Raw genomic sequence first — 18740 nt, forward strand, 5'->3', positions numbered from 1 at the left:
CATGCGCGACACGACCGACAGCGGAAACCAGGGACAGGACGCCCTCGTGACACCGGAGAACACGGCACCGGACGCCCTCGTGACACCGGAGGACATGGCACCGGACGCCTTCGCGGCAGCGGGGGACATGGCACCGGACGTCCTCGCGGCAGCGGGGGACATGGCACCGGACGTCCTCGCGGCAGCGGAGGGCACGGCATCGGACGTCCTCGCGGCAGCGGGGGACATGGCACCGGACGCCTTCGCGGCAGCGGGGGACATGGCACCGGACGCCTTCGCGGCAGCGGAGGGCACGGCACCGGACGTCCTCGCGGCAGCGGAGGGCACGGCACCGGACGTCCTCGCGGCAGCGGAGGGCACGGCACCGGACGCCCTCGCGGCAGCGGAGGGCACGGCACCCGACGCCCTCGCGGCAGCGGAGGACGCGGCACTCGACGCCCTCCTCGAAGCACGCCTGGTAGGGCAGGGGGACGCCTCCCGCGCACCCGAGCCGATCCCCGTCGCCGACGAACCCCGGCCGCCCCTCTCCTTCGGACAGGAACGGCTCTGGTTCCTCAGCCAGCTCGAACCGGACGGGGTGGAGTACGGCTCCACCCTCGGCCTGCGGCTCACCGGCGAGCTGCGCACCGACGCACTCGACCGGGCACTGCACGGCCTCGTCGACCGGCACGAACCCCTGCGCACCACCTTCGCCACCGTCGACGGCCTGGCCCACCAGGTGGTGGGCCGGGCGGACGGGCCGGCCACCACCTGCGTCGACCTGCGGCAGCTGCCCGCAACGGAGCGCGAACCGCGCGTCGGGGAACTGGTGCGCGCCGAGCTGGAGCGCCCCTTCGACCTCGCCGACGGGCCCCTGCTGCGCACGCTGCTCGTCCGGCTCGCCGACCACGAGCACGTACTGCTGCTGAACATGCACCACATCGCCGCGGACGGCTGGTCGAAGGGCATCGTCGCCGGTGAACTCGGCGAGCTGTACGCCGCGGCGATCGCGGGACGCCCGCCGCAGCTGGCACCGCTCCCGGTGCGCTACCGGGACTACGCGCGCTGGCAGCGCGAGCAGCTCGACGACGTCGCGCTCACCGGCCAACTGGACTTCTGGAAGCGCGAACTGGCCGACGTGCCGCCCCTGGAGCTGCCCACCGACCGGCCGCGCCCCGCCGTGCGCACCACCGTCGGAGCACTCCAGGAATTCCGGGTGCCCGCAGCGGTGACCGCCGGACTCGGCGAGCTGGGACAGCGCCACGGCGGCACCCTGTTCTCGACCCTGGTCGCGGCGTCCCAGGTACTGCTGGGGCGCTACAGCAGACAGCGGGACGTGGCCCTCGCCACCGTGACGACCGGCCGCGACCGCGCCGAGCTGGAACCCCTCGTCGGATTCTTCGTCAACACCCTGGTCCTGCGCTCCGACGTGGACCCCGAGGCCGTCTTCACCGACTTCCTCGCCAAGGTCGCCGACACCGTCTGGGACGCCCTGGCCCACCAGGACATCCCGTTCGACCGGCTGGTCGACGCGCTGCACATCGAGCGCGACCCCAGCCGCACCCCCCTGGTGCAGGCCGCGGTGGTGCTCCAGAACACGCCGGGCGGCACGCTCGCCCTGCCGGGGCTCGACGTACGGGAGTTCCGCCCGCCGTCCGTCTCCTCGATCTTCGACCTCACCCTGGAGTTCGCCGAGACGGCCACGGGCGAACTGGCCGGCACCGTGGAGTACAACACCGACCTCTTCGACGCCCCGACCGCGGCCCGGCTCGTCGGCCACCTCCAGGTCCTGCTCGCGGGCATCGCGCAGGACCCGTCCCGCGCCGTGGGCGACCTGCCGCTGCTGCCCGACGACGAACTGCGCACGCTCACCCGCGACTGGGCCGAACACCTCGTGGACCACCCGGCCGACAGCACGGTGCACGCCCTCGTCGCCGAGCAGGCCAGCCGCACCCCGGACGCCGTGGCGGTCGACACCGGGGGACCGGACCGGCTCACCTACCGCGAACTCGACACCGGGGCCAACCGCCTCGCCGCCCACCTGCTGGACAGCGGGGCCGCCCCCGGGTCGCGCGTCGCGGTCTGCCTCCCGCGCGGTCCCGAGTTCTTCACGGCCCTGCTCGCGGTGCTCAAGGCCGGGTGCGCGTACGTGCCGCTGGACCCGGGCCACCCCGCCGAGCGGCTGCGGTACATGCTGGCGGACACCGCCGCGCCCGTCTGCCTGACCAGCACGGGACTGCTGGACCGGCTGCCCGCGGAACCCGCGCGGCTGGTCTGCCTGGACCGGGAGGCGGACGCGATCGCCGCCCGGCCGGGGGACGCCCCCGCGCTCCGCACGGCCGCCGACGACGCGGCGTACGTCATCTACACCTCAGGATCGACCGGCACCCCCAAGGGGGTGGTGGTGGAGCACCGCTCGATCGTGCGGCTCGTGTGCGGCGCCGACTACGTGGAACTGCGGCCCGACGACGTCGTGGCGCAGGCCGCCGACGCCACCTTCGACGCCGCGACCTTCGAGATCTGGGGGCCGCTCACCTGCGGCGCCAGGCTCGCCCCGGTGGACAAGGACACCCTGCTGGACGCCCGCGCGCTCACCGCCGAGATCGCCCGCCGGGGCATCACCACGATGTGGCTCACGGCGGGCGTGTTCGAGCAGGTCGCGGCGGCGGACCCGAACGCCTTCGGGGGCCTGCGCACCCTGCTGTTCGGCGGCGACGCCGTCAACCCGCGCCGCGCGGCGCAGGTGCTCGCGGCGGCCGCGCCCCCCGGGCGCCTCGTCAACGGATACGGGCCCACCGAGACCACCACCTTCGCGACCTCGCACCACGTGCGCACCGCCGACGCGGCCGCCTCGATACCCATCGGCCGACCCATCTCGAACACCACGGTGTACGTCCTGGACGAACGGCGCAGGCCCGTCCCGACGGGCGTCCCCGGCGAGCTGTACGTCGGCGGCCCCGGCGTGGCCCGCGGCTACCTCAACCTTCCGGAGCTCACCGCGGAACGGTTCGTCCCCGACCCCCTGTCCGGCACGGACTCCCGCTTCTACCGCACCGGAGACCTCGTACGCTGGCTGGCCGACGGCACCCTGGAGTTCCTCGGGCGCGTCGACAACCAGGTCAAGCTGCGCGGCTACCGGATCGAGCCCGCCGAGATCGAGGCCGTGCTCGAACAGCATCCGCAGGTCGCCGCCGCCGCGGTCCTGGTGCACGCCTCCGAGCACCGCAAGGCGCTGGTCGCCTACGTCCGGCACACCGCCGATGGCGACCCGGGCGAGGACCCGCTGCGGGAGTTCGCCGCGGCCCGGCTGCCCGCCTACATGGTGCCCTCGGCCTTCGTCGTGCTCGCCGAGTTCCCGCTGACGCCCAACGGCAAGCTCGACCGGCGCGCCCTGCCGGCCCCGCCGGAGCGCGACGGGCCGCTCGCCAAGGACTCCGCGCCCGCCACACCGGCGGAGCGCACGCTCGCCCAGGTCTGGTCCGAGGTGCTCGGCGTCGGCCGCGTCGGCACGCGGGACAACTTCTTCGACCTCGGCGGCGACTCCATCCTCAGCATCCAGGTCGTCGCCAAGGCCCGCAGGGCCGGACTTGAGCTGACCTCCAAGGACCTCTTCTCCCGGCAGACGATCGCCGAACTGGCCCGGGTGGCGGTCCCCGTCACCGGGACCCGGGCCAGTACGGGACCCGTCAGCGGTGCCGCTCCGACGACCCCCGTGCAGGAGTGGTTCTTCGCCCACCACACCCGCCGGCCGGCCCACTTCAACCAGTCGGTCCTGCTCACCCTGGAGCCCTCGGCCGACGCGCAGGCGCTGGAGCGGGCGCTGCGGGCGCTGACGGACCACCACGACGCCCTGCGGATGCGCTTTCCCGTAGGACCGCGGGGCCGGAGCCAGTACAACCTCGCCACGGACGACACCCTCCGCCTGGAGCGCCACGACCTCGGCCCCCTCGCCCCCGGGGCACGGGCGGACGCCCTGCGTGCCCTGGCGGAGGAGGCCCAGGCCGGGCTCGACCCGGCCGAAGGACCGCTGGCCCGCTTCGTCCTCTTCGACCACGGCCCGGGACTGCCGCCCCAACTCCTGCTCACCGTCCACCACTTGGTGGTCGACGGCGTCTCCTGGCGCATCCTGCTGGAGGACCTCGACCGGGCCCACCGCCAGGCGGCCCGCGGCGAGGACATCGACCTCGGGCCCAAGTCCACGTCCTACCGAGACTGGGCGCGGGCGCTGGCCGACTTCACCACCGGCGGCGGATTCGCGGAGGAGACCGCCCACTGGTCGGAGCTCGCCGCGCGCACCGGCCGCCCGCTTCCGCTGGACCACGACGGCGAGAACACCGTCGGCTCGGTGGAGGAGATACGGGCAGGACTGGACGAGGAGCAGACCAAGGACCTGCTGACCCGGGTGCCCGCGGCCTACCGCACCCAGGTCAACGACATCCTCCTCGCGGCCCTCGCCCTCGCCCTCTCGCGCTGGACCGGCGACGAGCGCACCGTCGTCGACCTCGAAGGACACGGCCGCGAGGAGATCCTCGACGGCGTGGACCTCACCCGTACCGTCGGATGGTTCACCTCGATCTTCCCCGCGCTGCTCGAAGCACCGTACGGGCTGCCCCTGGGCGACCTGATCCGGCGGACCAAGGAAGCGCTGCGGGCCGTGCCCCGGCGCGGCATCGGGTACGGGGCGCTGCGCCACCTCGCAGCCCCCGGCACCCTGCCCGCGGCCAGCACGCCGGAGATCAGCTTCAACTACCTGGGGCAGTGGCACGACAGCTCCGACGGCACAGGCCCCTACCTGGCCCAGGAGTTCGACTTCGGGGTCGACCACAGCCCGCTGGAGCACCGACCCCACGTACTGGACATCGTCGGCGAAGTGCGCGCCGGGAAGCTGGACTTCACCTTCCACTACTCCACCGCACTGCACGACGGGCCCACGGTGCGACGGCTCGCCGACGGCCTGACCGCCGCGCTCGGCGAGCTCGTCCGGCACTGCCTGGACCCGGAGTCGGGAGGCGCCACCCCGTCGGACTTCCCGCTCGCCCGGCTCGACCAGCGGGCCGTGGACCGGCTGGCGGGCCCCGGCACCGAGGTGGAGGACATCTACCCGCTCACCCCCATGCAGAGCGGCATGCTCTTCCACTCCCTGGCCGAGCCCGGCGCCTACCTCGACCACGTGTCCTTCCTGCTCGACGGCGTGGACGACCCGCAGGCACTCGCCGACGCCTGGGCCCGCGTGGTGGCCGCGACGCCCGCGCTGCGCACCCACCTCGCCTGGGAGGACCTGCCGGAGCCGGTCCAGATCGTCCGGCGCCGCACCGCGCCCGAGATCCTCCACCTGGACTGGACCGGGGTGCCGGCCGCCGAACACGCCGAGCTGCTGCGGCAGTTGATGGACGAGGAGAGCGCGGTCGGTCTGGACCTCGCGACGGGCCCGCTCACCCGGCTGAACCTGGTGCGCGTCACCGGGAACGCGGTCCGCGTGGTGTGGACGTTCCACCACGTCGTCCTCGACGGCTGGAGCACCTCCCAGATCCTCGCCGACGTCTTCGCCCTGTACCGGAGGCTGACCGGGGGCGCGGACGCACCGGGCGGGGGCGCGGACGCAACGACCGGGGGCGCGGACACCGGCCAGGCGGAGCCCCCGGCCCGGCCGCCGTTCAAGGAGTACGTGTCCTGGCTGGGCGGCCAGGACACGCAGGAGGCACGGGAGTACTGGCGGCGCGCCCTGACGGGATTCGGCACGCCCACCCCGCTGCCCTTCGACCGGCTGCCCGTGCCCGGCGGCCAGTCCCGGGCCACCGAGCTGGTACGGGTCGAGCTGGCCGCGGCACAGGCCCGGGAGCTCTCCGGCATGGCCAGGCGCCACCGGCTGACCCTCAGCACCGTCGTCCAGGGTGCCTGGGCGCTGCTGCTGTCCCGCTACTCAGGCGAGAGCGACGTGTGCTTCGGCGCCACCGTCTCCGGCCGCCCGGCCGGACTGCCGGGCGTGGAGTCCATGGTGGGCAACTTCCTCAACACCCTGCCGGTCAGGACCGAGGTGACCGGCGGCGAGAAGCTGCTCGACTGGCTGGGCGCCCTCCAGCGGGAACAGGTCGAGGCACGGCGCTTCGAGCACCTCGCACTGAGCGAGGTGCAGGCGCTCGGCGAAGTCCCGCGCGGCACCGCCCTCTTCGACAGCATCGTCGTGTTCGAGAACTATCCCGGCAACGACGAGGCGGCGGCCGCACACGGCCTGCGCGTCAGCGACGTCGTCGCCAGGGACACCACCACCTTCCCGCTGGACCTGACGGCCTACACCGACGAGGACCGGCTGGGGCTGCTGCTCGCCTTCGACGGGGAGCTCTTCGACCGGCTGCGCGTCGAGCAGATGGCGGAGCACCTCATCACGCTGCTGTGCGCGATGCCGGACGACCCCGACCGGCTGCTGGCCGACCTGCCCATGCTCTCCGAGCAGGAGCGCGAACGGCTGCTCGACGACTGGGGAACCGGCGCCGCCACCGGCGCCGATGACGGCTGCCTGCACGAACTCATCGCCGCACAGGCGCAGTCGACCCCTCGTGCCGAAGCCGTGGTGTACGGGGCGGACGCACTGAGCTACGCCGAACTCGACACGCGGGCCAACCGGCTCGCCCGCCACCTCGTCGGCTCGGGCGCGGGACCCGGCACGGTGACCGCGATCTGCCTGGAACGCGGCCTGGACATGGTCGTCGCGGTACTGGGCGTGCTCAAGGCCGGCGGAGCCTACGTACCGCTCGATCCGAAGCACCCCGCCGACCGGCTCGAATTCGTTCTCGCCGACAGCGCCGCAGCCCTGCTGCTCACCCAGAGCTCGCTGGCCGCCGCCCTGCCGTCCGGGCCCGCGCCCGTACTGTGCCTGGACACGTGCGCGGGGGAGATCGACGCCCTGCCGGACAGCGCGCCGGACACCGCCGTCGGCCCGCACGATCTCGCCTACGTCATCTACACCTCGGGCTCCACCGGACGCCCCAAGGGGGTGATGGTCGAACACCGCAGCGTCAGCCACAGCTCCGAGTCCTGGAAGCAGGCGTACCGGCTCGACGAGGGTGCCGTCCGCCAGCTCTCCGTGGCCAGCATGTCCTTCGACGTGTTCGTCTCCGACCTGGTGCACGCGCTGTGCCACGGCGGAACTCTGGTGATCGCACCGGCGGAGGCCGCCACCGATCCCGGCAGGCTGCTCGACCTCATGTCGAGCGCCCGGGTGACCCACCTGGAGACGGTTCCCTCGCTGGCCAACGTGCTCGTCGAGGAGGCGGCGCGGCGCGGCGGCGGACTTCCCCCGCTGCGCGTGCTGGCCGTCGGCTCCGACTACTGGCGCACCGAGGACTGCCGCAGGCTCCTGGAGCAGGCGGACCCGGCCACCACCGTGGTCAACAGCTACGGCGTCACCGAGGCCACCGTCGAGTCCTGCCTCTACACCGTCGTCCGCGGCGCACTGCCCAGGACCGCAGGGGTGCCCGTCGGCCGGGCGATTCCGGGCGTACGCACGTACATCCTCGACGAGGCGATGCGGCCCGTCCCGGCCGGGGTGACGGGGGAACTCCACCTCGGCGGCCCCGGAGTGGCCCGCGGCTACCTGAACCGGCCCGAACTGACCGAACAGCGCTTCGTGCCCGACCCGTTCGGCCAGGACCCGCACGGACGTCTCTACCGGACCGGGGACCGCGCCCGGTACCTGCCCGACGGGACCGTCGAGTTCGCCGGACGCGGCGACGACCAGGTCAAGGTACGGGGCTTCCGCATCGAACTCGGCGAGGTCGAGGCCGCGTTGCGGAGCCACCCCGCCGTCGCGGACACCGTGGTCGCCGCCCACCGGGACGGCAGCGCCACCCGGCTGGCCGGCTACGTCACCGTCCTGCCGGGCGAGTCCTTCGACCCCGGCGGGCTGCGCACCCACCTCACGGCCCTCCTGCCCGGCTACATGGTCCCCGCCGCCTTCGTGGAACTGGCCGCGCTCCCGCTGAACGCCAACGGCAAGGTCGACCGCAGGGCCCTGCCCGCCCCCGGCCCCGCCGAACCGCTCCGCACCGCCCATGTCGCCCCGCGCAACCCCGTCGAGGAGGCCCTGGCCCTGATCTGGGCCGAGGTGCTGCGCACCGACCGCGTGGGGGTCGAGGACAACTTCTTCGACCTCGGCGGCGACTCCATCCTGAGCATCCAAGTCGTGACCCGTGCACGGCAGAAGGGTCTGACGTTGTCTTCCAAGGACATATTCGCCCACCAGACCATCGCCGAACTGGCCTTCGCCACCGGAGCCGACGGCCCCGCGGCCCCGGCCGCGCCCGCCTCGCAGCCCGTCGCGGGGAGGGTGCCCCTGACCCCGATCCAGCGGTCCTTCTTCCGGCACCACACGGCCGCGCCGCACCACTACGACATGTCCGTCCTGCTGGACCTCGCACAGCGCCCCGACCGGCAGGCGCTCGCCGCCGCGCTGGACGCCCTCACGGAACACCACGACGCCCTGCGGATGCGGTTCACCTCGTCCTACGGGCGCTGGCAGCAGGAGAACGCGCCGGCCGACGCATCCGGGTGGCCGCTCGAAACCGCCGACCTCTCCGGCGCCGCCGACCCGGACCTCGCCCTGCACGAGGCGGCCACCCGCTGCCAGGCATCGCTGGACCTGGGCGAAGGGCCGCTGGTGCGCGCCCTGCTCGTGGACGGTGACGCGGGGGCGGACGGCGCCGGCGGCACCCCGGTCCCGGAAGGCAGCACCGGCGGCACCCCGCGGCTCTTCCTCGCCGCCCACCACCTCGTCATGGACGCGGTGTCGTGGCAGGTGCTCCTCACCGACCTGGAGACGGCGTACGCGCAGGCCGCCGCCGGGCGGCCGGTCGACCTCGGCCCGCGGACCACATCCTTCCGCGACTGGTCGATGCGGCTGTCCGAGCACACCACCGCGGGCGGCTTCGACGACGAACTTGACCACTGGGTGACCGTGGGCCGCCGGGACCGCACCCCGCTGCCGGTCGACTCCTCCGGCACCCCCACCGTGGGCTCGGCCCGCAGCGTACGGGTCACCCTGGACCGCGAGCGGACCCGGGCACTGCTGCACGACGTGCCCGCCGCGTACCGCACCCAGGTCAACGACGTGCTGCTGACCGCGCTCGGTCAGGCGCTCGCCGACTGGACCCGGACCCCGGACGTCCTGCTCGACCTGGAGGGCCACGGCCGCGAGGACCTCTTCGACGACGTCGACACCAGCCGCACGGTCGGCTGGTTCACCAGCAGCTTCCCGGTCTCGCTGCACCTCGGCGAAGGGAACGGGGACGGCGGAGGGGACGGCGGAGGGGACGGCGACTGGGGCGAGCGGCTCAAGTCGGTCAAGGAGCAGCTGCGCGGGATCCCGCGACGCGGCATCGGTTACGGGGCGCTGCGCCACCTCAGCCCGGCCGGCGCGCCCGCCGAGATCCTGGCCGAGACGCCCCGCGCCCAGGTCGGCTTCAACTACCTGGGCCAGAGCGCCGGTCAGCAGTCCGGTCAGCAGTCCGGGCAGCACGGCGAGTCCGAGCAGAACGCCCTGATCGGCGGCGCCCGGCTCGGGTTCGGCACCGAGCAGGCCCCCGACGACCTCCTGGAGTACCTCCTGGACATCGTGGTCCAGGTCAGGGACGGGGTGCTGGAGGCGGACCTCTACTACTCGGCGGACATCCACCGGGAGACGACCGTCCAAGAGGTGGGGGACCGCTTCGTCCAGGGCCTGGGCGCCCTGGTGGAGCACTGCGGGGCGCACCCCGCGGGCGGGGCCACCCCGTCGGACTTCCCGCTGGCGCGGATCGAGCAGAAGACCCTGGACCTGCTGACCGCGCGCAGCGGCCGGATCGACGACCTCTACCCGCTCACCCCCATGCAGAACGGGCTGCTGTTCCACAGCCTCACCGAGGCCGGGGACGGCATCTACCTGGGCCAGCTCTCGTTCGTCCTCGACGGGGTGGACGACCCCGAAGCCCTCGCCGAGGCGTGGCAGCGGCTGGCCGGACGTACGCCCGTACTGCGCACGTCCATCCTCTGGGAGGACGTGCCCGTGCCGCTCCAGGTGGTCCACCAGGCGGTGCGCATCCCGCTGGAGACCCTGGACTGGACGGACCTCACGGACGCCGAGCGCGAGGCCCGGCTGGAACAGCTCCTGCGGGACGACCGGACGCACGGGATCGACCTGTCGCAGGCGCCGCTCACCCGGGTCGTCCTCGTCGTCGAGTCCGCGCGGAGCGTGCGCGTGGTGTGGACCACCCACCACCTGCTGCTCGACGGCTGGAGCAGCGCCGAGCTGATCTCCGAACTGCTCGGCCACTACCTGCAGGTGCGCGGCCTCGACGCAGAAGCGGCCCCCACCCGGCGGCCGTTCCGCGACTACGTGGCCTGGCTGGCCGACCAGAACGTCGAGGCCGCCGAACGGCACTGGCGCGAGGCGCTCGAAGGATTCACCGAGCCGACGCCGCTGCCCGTCGACCACGGCGGCAAGGACGTCCTGCGGGCAGGATCCGAGGCGGCCGTCACCTTCAGCCTGCCCGCCGACCTCTCGGCCCGGCTGCACGAACTGACCCGCAAGCACCGCCTCACGGTCAACACCCTGGCCCAGGGCGCCTGGGCGCTGCTCCTCTCGCGGTACTCGGGCCGGACCGACGTCTGCTTCGGATCGACCGTCTCCGGCAGGCCCGCCGACCTGCCCGGGGCCGAATCGATCGTGGGCATCTTCATCAACAACCTCCCGGTGCGCACCGAGGTGGACGCCCGGAGCGACCTGCTCGGATGGCTGTCCGCGATCCAGCGGGACCAGGTGGAGTCACGGCAGTACGAGTTCATCTCGCTGGCCCAGATCCGCGAGTGGAGCGAGATCCCGGCGGGCACCAACGTGTTCGACAGCTACGTCGTCTTCGAGAACTACCCCTTCGACGGCGAGATGGGCGCCGAGCAGGGCGTCCGCATCCGTGACGCACGCTCCCTGGAGCCCACCAACTACTCCCTGGTGCTCGCCGTCTACGCGGGCGACGCGCTCTCCTTCCGGCTCGCCTACGAGCCGAACCTGTTCGAGGAGGAGACCGTCACGCGCGTCATGGGCGACCTGCGGGCCCTGCTGGAGGACATCGCGGAGGACCCCGGGCGCACCCTGTCCCAGCTCATGGCGGTCGGCCCCGAGCACCGGCGCGAGGTGCTCGAAGGCCACCAGGGCCCCGAGATCGCCTACGACGCCGGGCGCGGAGTGCACGAACTGTTCGCCGAACAGGCCGCCCTGACGCCCGACGCCACCGCCGTGGTCAGCGGCTCCGACGCGCTCACCTTCGCGGAACTCGACCGACGCGCCAACAAGCTGGCCCACCACCTGATCGACCTGGGCGTGACCGACCAGGCACCGGTAGCGGTCTGCGTCGCACGCGGCACGGACCTGATGACCTGCCTCCTCGCCGTGCTCAAGGCGGGCGGCACCTACGCCCCGCTCGACCCGGCCGCCCCCGCCGAGCGCCTGGCCCACCTCCTCGACGACCTGGGGGCCACGGTCGTCCTGACCCACGACCACCTGCGGGAACGACTGCCGAGCGGCGGGGCCACCACGGTGGCCGTCGACCGGGACCGGCAGCGCATCGACAGCTGCCCGCCGACCGCCCCGCAGCGGCCCGTCGCCCCCGACGCAGCCGCCTACATCATCCACACGTCGGGCTCCACGGGCCGCCCCAAGGGCGTCGTCGTGGAGCACGGCAGCCTGGCCAACCTCTACGACAGCCACCGGCGGACCGTCTTCGGCCCGGTCGCCCACCACGCGGGCGGCGGCCCGCTGCGGGTGGCGCACCTGGCCCCGGCCTCCTTCGACGCCTCGTGGAACCCGGTGCTGTGGATGGTCCACGGCAACGAACTCCACCTCGTCGACGACGACACCCGCCGGGACGCCGCAGCGCTGACCGACTACGTCACCGCACACGGCATCGAGTTCCTGCAGACCACCCCCACGCACTTCCAGCAACTCCTGGACTGCGGCCTCCTCGACCGCCCCGACCTGCGGCTCCGCGGACTGGCCCTGGGCGGCGAAGCCATCTCAGGTGCGCTGTGGAACCGCCTCCGCGCCCGCGATTCCCTGCTCTCCTTCAACTTCTACGGACCCACCGAGTCGACCGTCGACGCGCTGATCTGCCCGCTGGCCGACAGCCCCCGCCCCGTACTGGGCCGCCCCCTGCAGAACATCAGGGCCTACGTGCTCGGCGACGACCTGGAGGTGCTGCCCGTCGGGGCACCCGGCGAGCTGGTCCTGGCCGGAGCCGGACTGGCCCGGTGCTACCTGGGCCGCCCCGACCTCACCGAACAGGCCTTCCCCCGGGCGCCGTTCGCCCCGGACGAGCGCCTCTACCGCACCGGCGACAGGGTCCGGCGGCTCTCCGACGGGAGCCTGGAGTTCCTGGGCCGCCGGGACAACCAGATCAAACTGCGGGGCTACCGCATCGAGCTCGGCGAGATCGAGAACACCCTCGCCGGCCACCCGGACGTCTCCCGCGCCGTGGTCGTCGTCCAGGGCGAGGAGGAGGCCCGCAGGCTCGTCGGATACGTCCGGCCCGCAGACGGCCGGGCCCCGGACACCGCGGGGCTGGCCGCCTTCCTCGCGGCCGGGCTGCCCGAGTACATGGTCCCCGCGGCCTTCGTCGCACTCGACGAGTTCCCCCTCAACGCCAACGGCAAGGTGGACGTCGGCGCACTGCCCTCGCCCGGCACCGCCACCGCCGACGACACGGAGTGGATCGCCCCGCGCTCCGGCACCGAACGGGCCGTCGCCGGACTCTGGGCCGACGCCCTGGGCCTGGAACGGGTCGGCGCCCACGACGACTTCTTCCAGCTCGGCGGCCACTCCATCATCAGCCTCAAGGTGCTGACCCGGGTCCGGAAGACCTTCGGGGTCCGCCCCTCCTTCCGCGACCTGCTCAACACCTCCACCGTCGCGGGCTTCGCCGAACTGATCGAGGAACTGCTGCTGAGCCAGCTGGAAGAGGCGGCAGCCCAGGAATCCACCACCGTACGAGAGGGCTGAGGTCCGTGTCCGAGACAACCGACACCGCCCGGGCACGCGAGGACCGCATCGCGGCCCTCCCCGAGCACCTGCGGGAACTCCTGCGCAGCCGGCTCGCCGGCGACGAAGAGCCCGCGGCCGCACCGCAGGACGACGACGACCGCATACCCCGCGCTCCCCGCGACGCCCCGCTGCCCATGTCCTTCGCCCAGCAGCGCATGTGGTTCCTGCAGGAGCTCGATCCCGCCTCCGTGGGCTACAACTCCTCCTTCGGCCTGCGGCTCACGGGCGACCTCGACCCACAGGCCCTGCGCCGCGCCCTCGACGGCGTCGTGGCGCGGCACGAGTCGCTGCGTACGACGTTCGACTCCGTCGACGGCCGGGCCGTGCAGATCGTGCACCCCGGCGCCGAGGTTCCCTTCACCGGGGTCGACCTCGACGGCCACGACGAGGAACACCGCCGTGCGCAGCTGGAGAAGGAGATCGGGGCCGAACTCGCCCGCCCCTTCGACCTGCGGGTCGGACCGCTCGTACGGGTGCTCCTCGCCCGGCTCACCGCACGGGAGCACGTGCTGGTCCTGACCATGCACCACATCAGCCACGACGGCTGGTCGCTCAGCGTCTTCGCCTCCGACCTCGGCGAGCTCTACCGCGCCGAACGCGCGGGCCGGCCCGCCGACCTCGCCCCCGTCGACCTCCAGTACGCGGACTTCGCGGTGTGGCAGCGCGACCGCCTCTCCGGCGACGCACCGCGGCAGTCACTGCGCTTCTGGCAGGACAGGCTGGCCGGCCTGAGCCCGCTGGAACTGCCCACCGACCGGCCCCGCCCCGCCCTGCGCACCTCGGTGGGCGGCGTCCACAGCTTCGAGGTGCCGCGGGAGGTCGCGGCCGGTCTGCGCACCCTCGCCGAGAAGTCCAGGGCCACCCTCTTCATGACGCTGACGGCGGCCACCCAGGTCCTGCTCGGCCGGTACACGGGACAGACCGACATCGCCGTCGGCACACCCGTCGCGGGGCGCGACCACCCGGGACTCGACAAGGTGATCGGGCTCTTCCTGAACACGCTCGTGCTCCGCTCGCAGGTCGAACCCGACCTGACGTTCGGCCAGTTCCTCCACCGGACCCGCGAAGTGGTGCTCGACGCGTTCGGCCACCAGGAGGTCCCCTTCGAGCAGGTCGTGGAAGCGGTCCAGCCGGAACGCGACGCCAGCAGGATGCCGCTGGCCCAGGTCCTGGTCGTCCTGCAGAACCAGCCGGAGTCGGAACTCGACCTCGCGGGCGTGCACTTCGAGCAGATCAGGCTCCCGCAGGCCAGCACGGGGTTCGACCTCGTGCTCGGCTTCGAGGAACGCCCCGAGGGCGCGCTGCACGTCGACCTGGAGTACAGCGGGGACCTCTTCGACGAGTCGACCGTGCACCGTCTGGCCGGCCATCTGGTGACCCTGATGGGCTCCCTCGTACGACAGCCGGACCTGCCGCTGTCCCGGCACGCCCTGCTGACCGACGCGGAGCACGGCCGGCTGACCGCGCAGTGGCCGCACGAACCCTCCGGCGTGCCCACCGACGCGGGCGTGCACGACCTGGTGGCCCGGCAGGCGGCACTCCACCCGCACGCCGTCGCGGTCGAGTGCGGCACGGAGCGGACCACGTACGGAGAACTGGACGGACGGGCCAACCAACTGGCGCGCCACCTCCAGGACTTCGGAGTGGGCCGGGGCTCCGTGGTCGGCGTCTGCCTCGACCGGGGCACCGACCTCGTGGTGGCCACGCTCGCCGTACTGCGGGCGGGCGCCGCCTTCATGCCGCTGAACGCGGCCTTCCCCGCCGCCCGCCGCTCCCTGATGCTCACCGAGACCGAGGCGCCCGTCGTCCTCACCCAGCGCTCGCTCGCCGAGGACTTCAGCGGCGGACCCGCCGAGGTGATCGCGGTGGACACCCGGCTGCCCGCCGTCGAGACCCGCGGCACAGGACCCCTCCAGGACGGTCCTTCCGACCCCGACGCCCTGGCGTACGTCATCTACACGTCGGGGTCGACGGGACAGCCCAAGGGCGTTCTGGTCACCCATCGCGGGCTGGTCAGCATGGTCGGAGTCTGCGGCCGCAGGTTCGCCGTCGGCGTCGGCTCCACCGTGCTCCAGCTGTCGTCGCCGAGCTTCGACGGCGCCGTGTGGGAGACCTTCGTCGCCCTGGCCAACGGGGCGGCCCTGGCACTCCCGGAACCCGGCGCCGACGCCATCGGCCCCGAGCTGGTCACAGGACTGGCGGCCGGCCGCCCCGTACTCCTCAGCCTGCCCCCGGCGGCGCTGGCGGCGCTCGACCCGCAGGCGCTCGCCCCCGGCTCCGTCGTACTGGCGGTCGGCGACCGGTGCCCGGTGGACCTCGCCCGGGTGTGGGCGCGCAGCCACCGGTTCGTCAACGGGTACGGGCCCACGGAAGCCACCGTGGGCGCCACCTTCTTCGAGGGCGAGATCCCCCAGGACATGCGGCGGCTGCCGATCGGCCGCCCCATCCCCGGCGCCGAGGTGTACGTGCTCGACGCGCACCTCGCCCCCGTCCCGGTGGGCGTGACCGGCGAGATCTACATCGGCGGACCCGGGGTCGCCCGGGGCTACCTGGGCCGTCCCGAACTGACCGGACAGCGCTTCGTGACGCACCCGTTCAGGGCCGACCCGGCCGCCCGCCTCTACCGGACCGGCGACCTCGGCGCCTGGCTGGCCACCGGCGACATCGACTTCCGGGGACGGGCCGACGACCAGGTCAAGATCCGGGGGTTCCGGGTCGAGCCGGGCGAGATAGAGACCGCGCTGCTGCGCCTGCCCGGCATCGCACAGGCGGCCGTACTGGTGCTGGAGAACGACCGCCGCAAACAGCTGGTCGGCTATCTCGTGCCCACGGTCCCCGACGGCATCGACACGGCCGAGGTGCGCGAACAGCTCGCCCTCGCCCTCCCCGCCTTCATGATGCCGTCCGCCTTCGTCGTCCTCGACCGCATGCCGATGACCAACCACGCCAAGGTGGACAGGCGTGCCCTGGCAGCCGTGCCCGTCGCGGCCGCGGCGGAGCGGGTGCTGCCCGGCACGCCCGAGGAACACACCCTGGCCGAGGTCTTCGGCTCGGTGCTGGGGGCGGAGGAGATCTCCGTGCACGACGACTTCTTCGACCTCGGCGGGGACTCGATCCTCTCCACGCAGATCGTCTCCCGGGCCCGGCGGGCCGGACTCGTCCTCACCGTCCGGGACCTGTTCCAGCACCCGACGGTCGCCAAGCTCGCCAAGGTGGTCCGTACCGAGGAGCAGCGGTCCGCCGGGGCGGCGGAGACCACGCCCGCGGGCCCCGTCCCGCTGTCCCCCGTCCAGCAGTGGTTCTTCGACACCCACACCGCCAACCCGCACCACTTCAACCAGTCGCTGCTGCTCGAACTCGTCACCGGCACCGACCCCGAGGTGCTCAGGTCCGCCCTGACCGCCCTGACCGAGCACCACGCCGCCCTGCGCCTGCGCTTCCGGCACGCCGACGGGCAGTGGCACCAGGAGACCGTCGCCGAGGCGCGGGGGAGCGTGCTCCTGTCCCGGCTCGACCTCTCCGACGTACCCGACGACCGGCTCGAACACCGCGTCGACGAGGCGGTCCTGGCAGCACAGCGCGGACTCGACATCGGTGCGGGGCCCGTGGCGCGCGCCGTGTTCATGGACCTGGGTGCGGCACGTGCGCCGCGGCTCTTCCTGACGGCACACCACCTGGTGGTGGACGGGGTGTCCTGGCGCATCCTGCTGGACGACCTGCGCACCGCGTACACGCAGCTCACGGCGGGACGCCAGGCCGACCTCGGGCCGCGGAGCACCTCCTTCCCGCACTGGGTGCAGCGGCTCAAGGCGCACACCGACAGCGGCGGGTTCGACGACGAGGTCGACTACTGGAAGGGCGTCACCGAGGCCTCGGCGGGCACCACTGCCGATGTGCGGAGCGACCCCGCCCACGCCCCCGACCCCGGCACCGTCGCCGAGGCGCGCACCGTGCGCGTCTCGCTCGACCCGGTGGACACCGACGTACTGCTGCGTCAGGTGCCGGGCCTGCACCGGGCCCACATCAACGACGTCTTCCTGGCCGCACTGGGCCGGGCGCTGTGCACGTGGACAGGCCGGGAGCGGGTGCGGGTCGACCTGGAGGGACACGGCCGGGAGGAGGACATCCTGGAGGACGTCGACCTGACCCGTACCGTCGGCTGGTTCACCACCGTCTACCCGCTCGCCCTGACGGCCCCGGCCGCGGGCGAGGAGGCAGCCCGCACGGTGCGCTCGGTCAAGCGCCGGCTGCGGGCGCTGCCCCGCCGGGGCATCGGGTACGGCGCCCTGCACCACCTGGCGTCGTCCCCGCGCGGAGGGGACCCCGTACTCGGCAGCGGTCCTGGTACCGGCCAGGTCCCCGGCCCCGGCGCGCTGGCGAGCTTCAACTACCTGGGGCAGTGGGACTCCCGGTTCACCGGGGACGACCTGATCGCCGCTCACCTGCCGCACGAGGGCCAGGAGCACGAGCCCACGGAGCAGCGGGTGTACCTCCTCGACGTGGTGGGCGGCGTGCAGGGCGGCCGCCTTGAGCTGAGCTGCACCTATCCCGGCCAGGCGTACGAGGAGGCCGAGGTCACGGGCTTCCTTGAGGAGATGCTCGGCTTCCTGCGGGAGCTGGTGCGCGCGGCAGCCTGACGCGACGCAGGGCCGGGCGGACCGACTCCGCCCGGCCCGGCGTCCCGGCCCGCCTGCCGGCCCCGAACCACCTCCGACCGATCCCCCGACCGCCCCTGACCCCCGAACCACCTCCGACCGATCCCCGACCGACCCCGACCCCCGAGCCGACCCGAGGACGCTCCATGACGACGAACCCCTTCGAGGACCAGCACGCTCCGGTGCCACGGACCGGGAACCCCGTTCTCGGCGACTGGCTCCGCCAGTACCACCGGCCGCCGCGCGACAGCCCCACCCTGGTCGTCCTCCCGCACGCCGGCGGCTCGGCGGGGGCCTACCGCGCGCTCTCCGCCGCACTGTCATCCGAGGCCGAAGTGCTGCTCGTGCAGTACCCGGGCAGACAGGACCGCATCGCCGAGCGGCCCCTCGCGAACATCAGGGCGCTGGCGGACGCGATCACCGACGCGCTCGGGCCCCTGACGGGACGGCCGTTGGCACTGTTCGGCCACAGCATGGGATCGATGGTCGCGTACGAAGTCGCCCTGCGACTCCAGGAGCAGCCCCGTACGGGAGGGGTGACCGGACTGATCGCCTCGGGCCGGGGAGCGCCCTCGGTCCCGCAGCCCCGGGGCAGGCACCTCAGGGACGACGCGGGCATCGTGGCGGCGATGGCCGAACTCGCGGGCACCGACCCGGCCGTGTTCGCCGACAAGGAACTGATGGAAGCGATCATTCCGGCGATGCGGGCGGACTTCGAGGCGGTGGACACCTACCGCAGCGCTCCCGGCACCACCCTCCGGTGCCCGATCAGCGCCTACGCCGGCGCCGCGGACCCGCATGTCGCACGGGAGGACGTGCTCGGGTGGGAACGCCACACCACGGGCGGGTTCACCACCCGCACCTTCCCCGGTGGCCACTTCTACCTGGACGACCGACTGCCCGACGTGGTGCGGGCCGTGCGCAGGGACCTCGCCGTGTTCGGACGGGCGGCGGGGGAGAGGGAAGTGGCAGGGGCGGCAGCGGCGGTCGGCTCGCACTGATCTCTCCGTAACGCCCTCGGCCCTCCCGCAAACGGCCTTGAC

General features: G+C 73.4%; 3 protein-coding genes. All 3 read left to right on the forward strand.

What is annotated here, in order from left to right; all coding sequences use genetic code 11:
• Position 1: 1 nt before the first annotated feature.
• Positions 2-13000 (forward strand): amino acid adenylation domain-containing protein, encoded by a 12999-nt coding sequence (locus ACH4SP_RS05530; protein ID WP_398409628.1) that lies wholly within the window; start codon positions 2-4, stop codon positions 12998-13000.
• A gap of 5 nt (positions 13001-13005) precedes the next feature.
• On the forward strand, positions 13006-17679 hold the full coding sequence (locus ACH4SP_RS05535) for an amino acid adenylation domain-containing protein (RefSeq protein WP_398409630.1): 4674 nt from the start codon (positions 13006-13008) through the stop codon (positions 17677-17679).
• 164 nt (positions 17680-17843) lie between these two features.
• A complete protein-coding gene (locus ACH4SP_RS05540; RefSeq protein WP_398409632.1) occupies positions 17844-18698 on the forward strand; it encodes a thioesterase II family protein in 855 nt (284 codons plus the stop codon).
• The last annotated feature ends 42 nt before the right edge of the window (positions 18699-18740 follow it).

Source organism: Streptomyces sp. NPDC021093 (assembly GCF_044333135.1).
GTDB lineage: Bacteria > Actinomycetota > Actinomycetes > Streptomycetales > Streptomycetaceae > Streptomyces.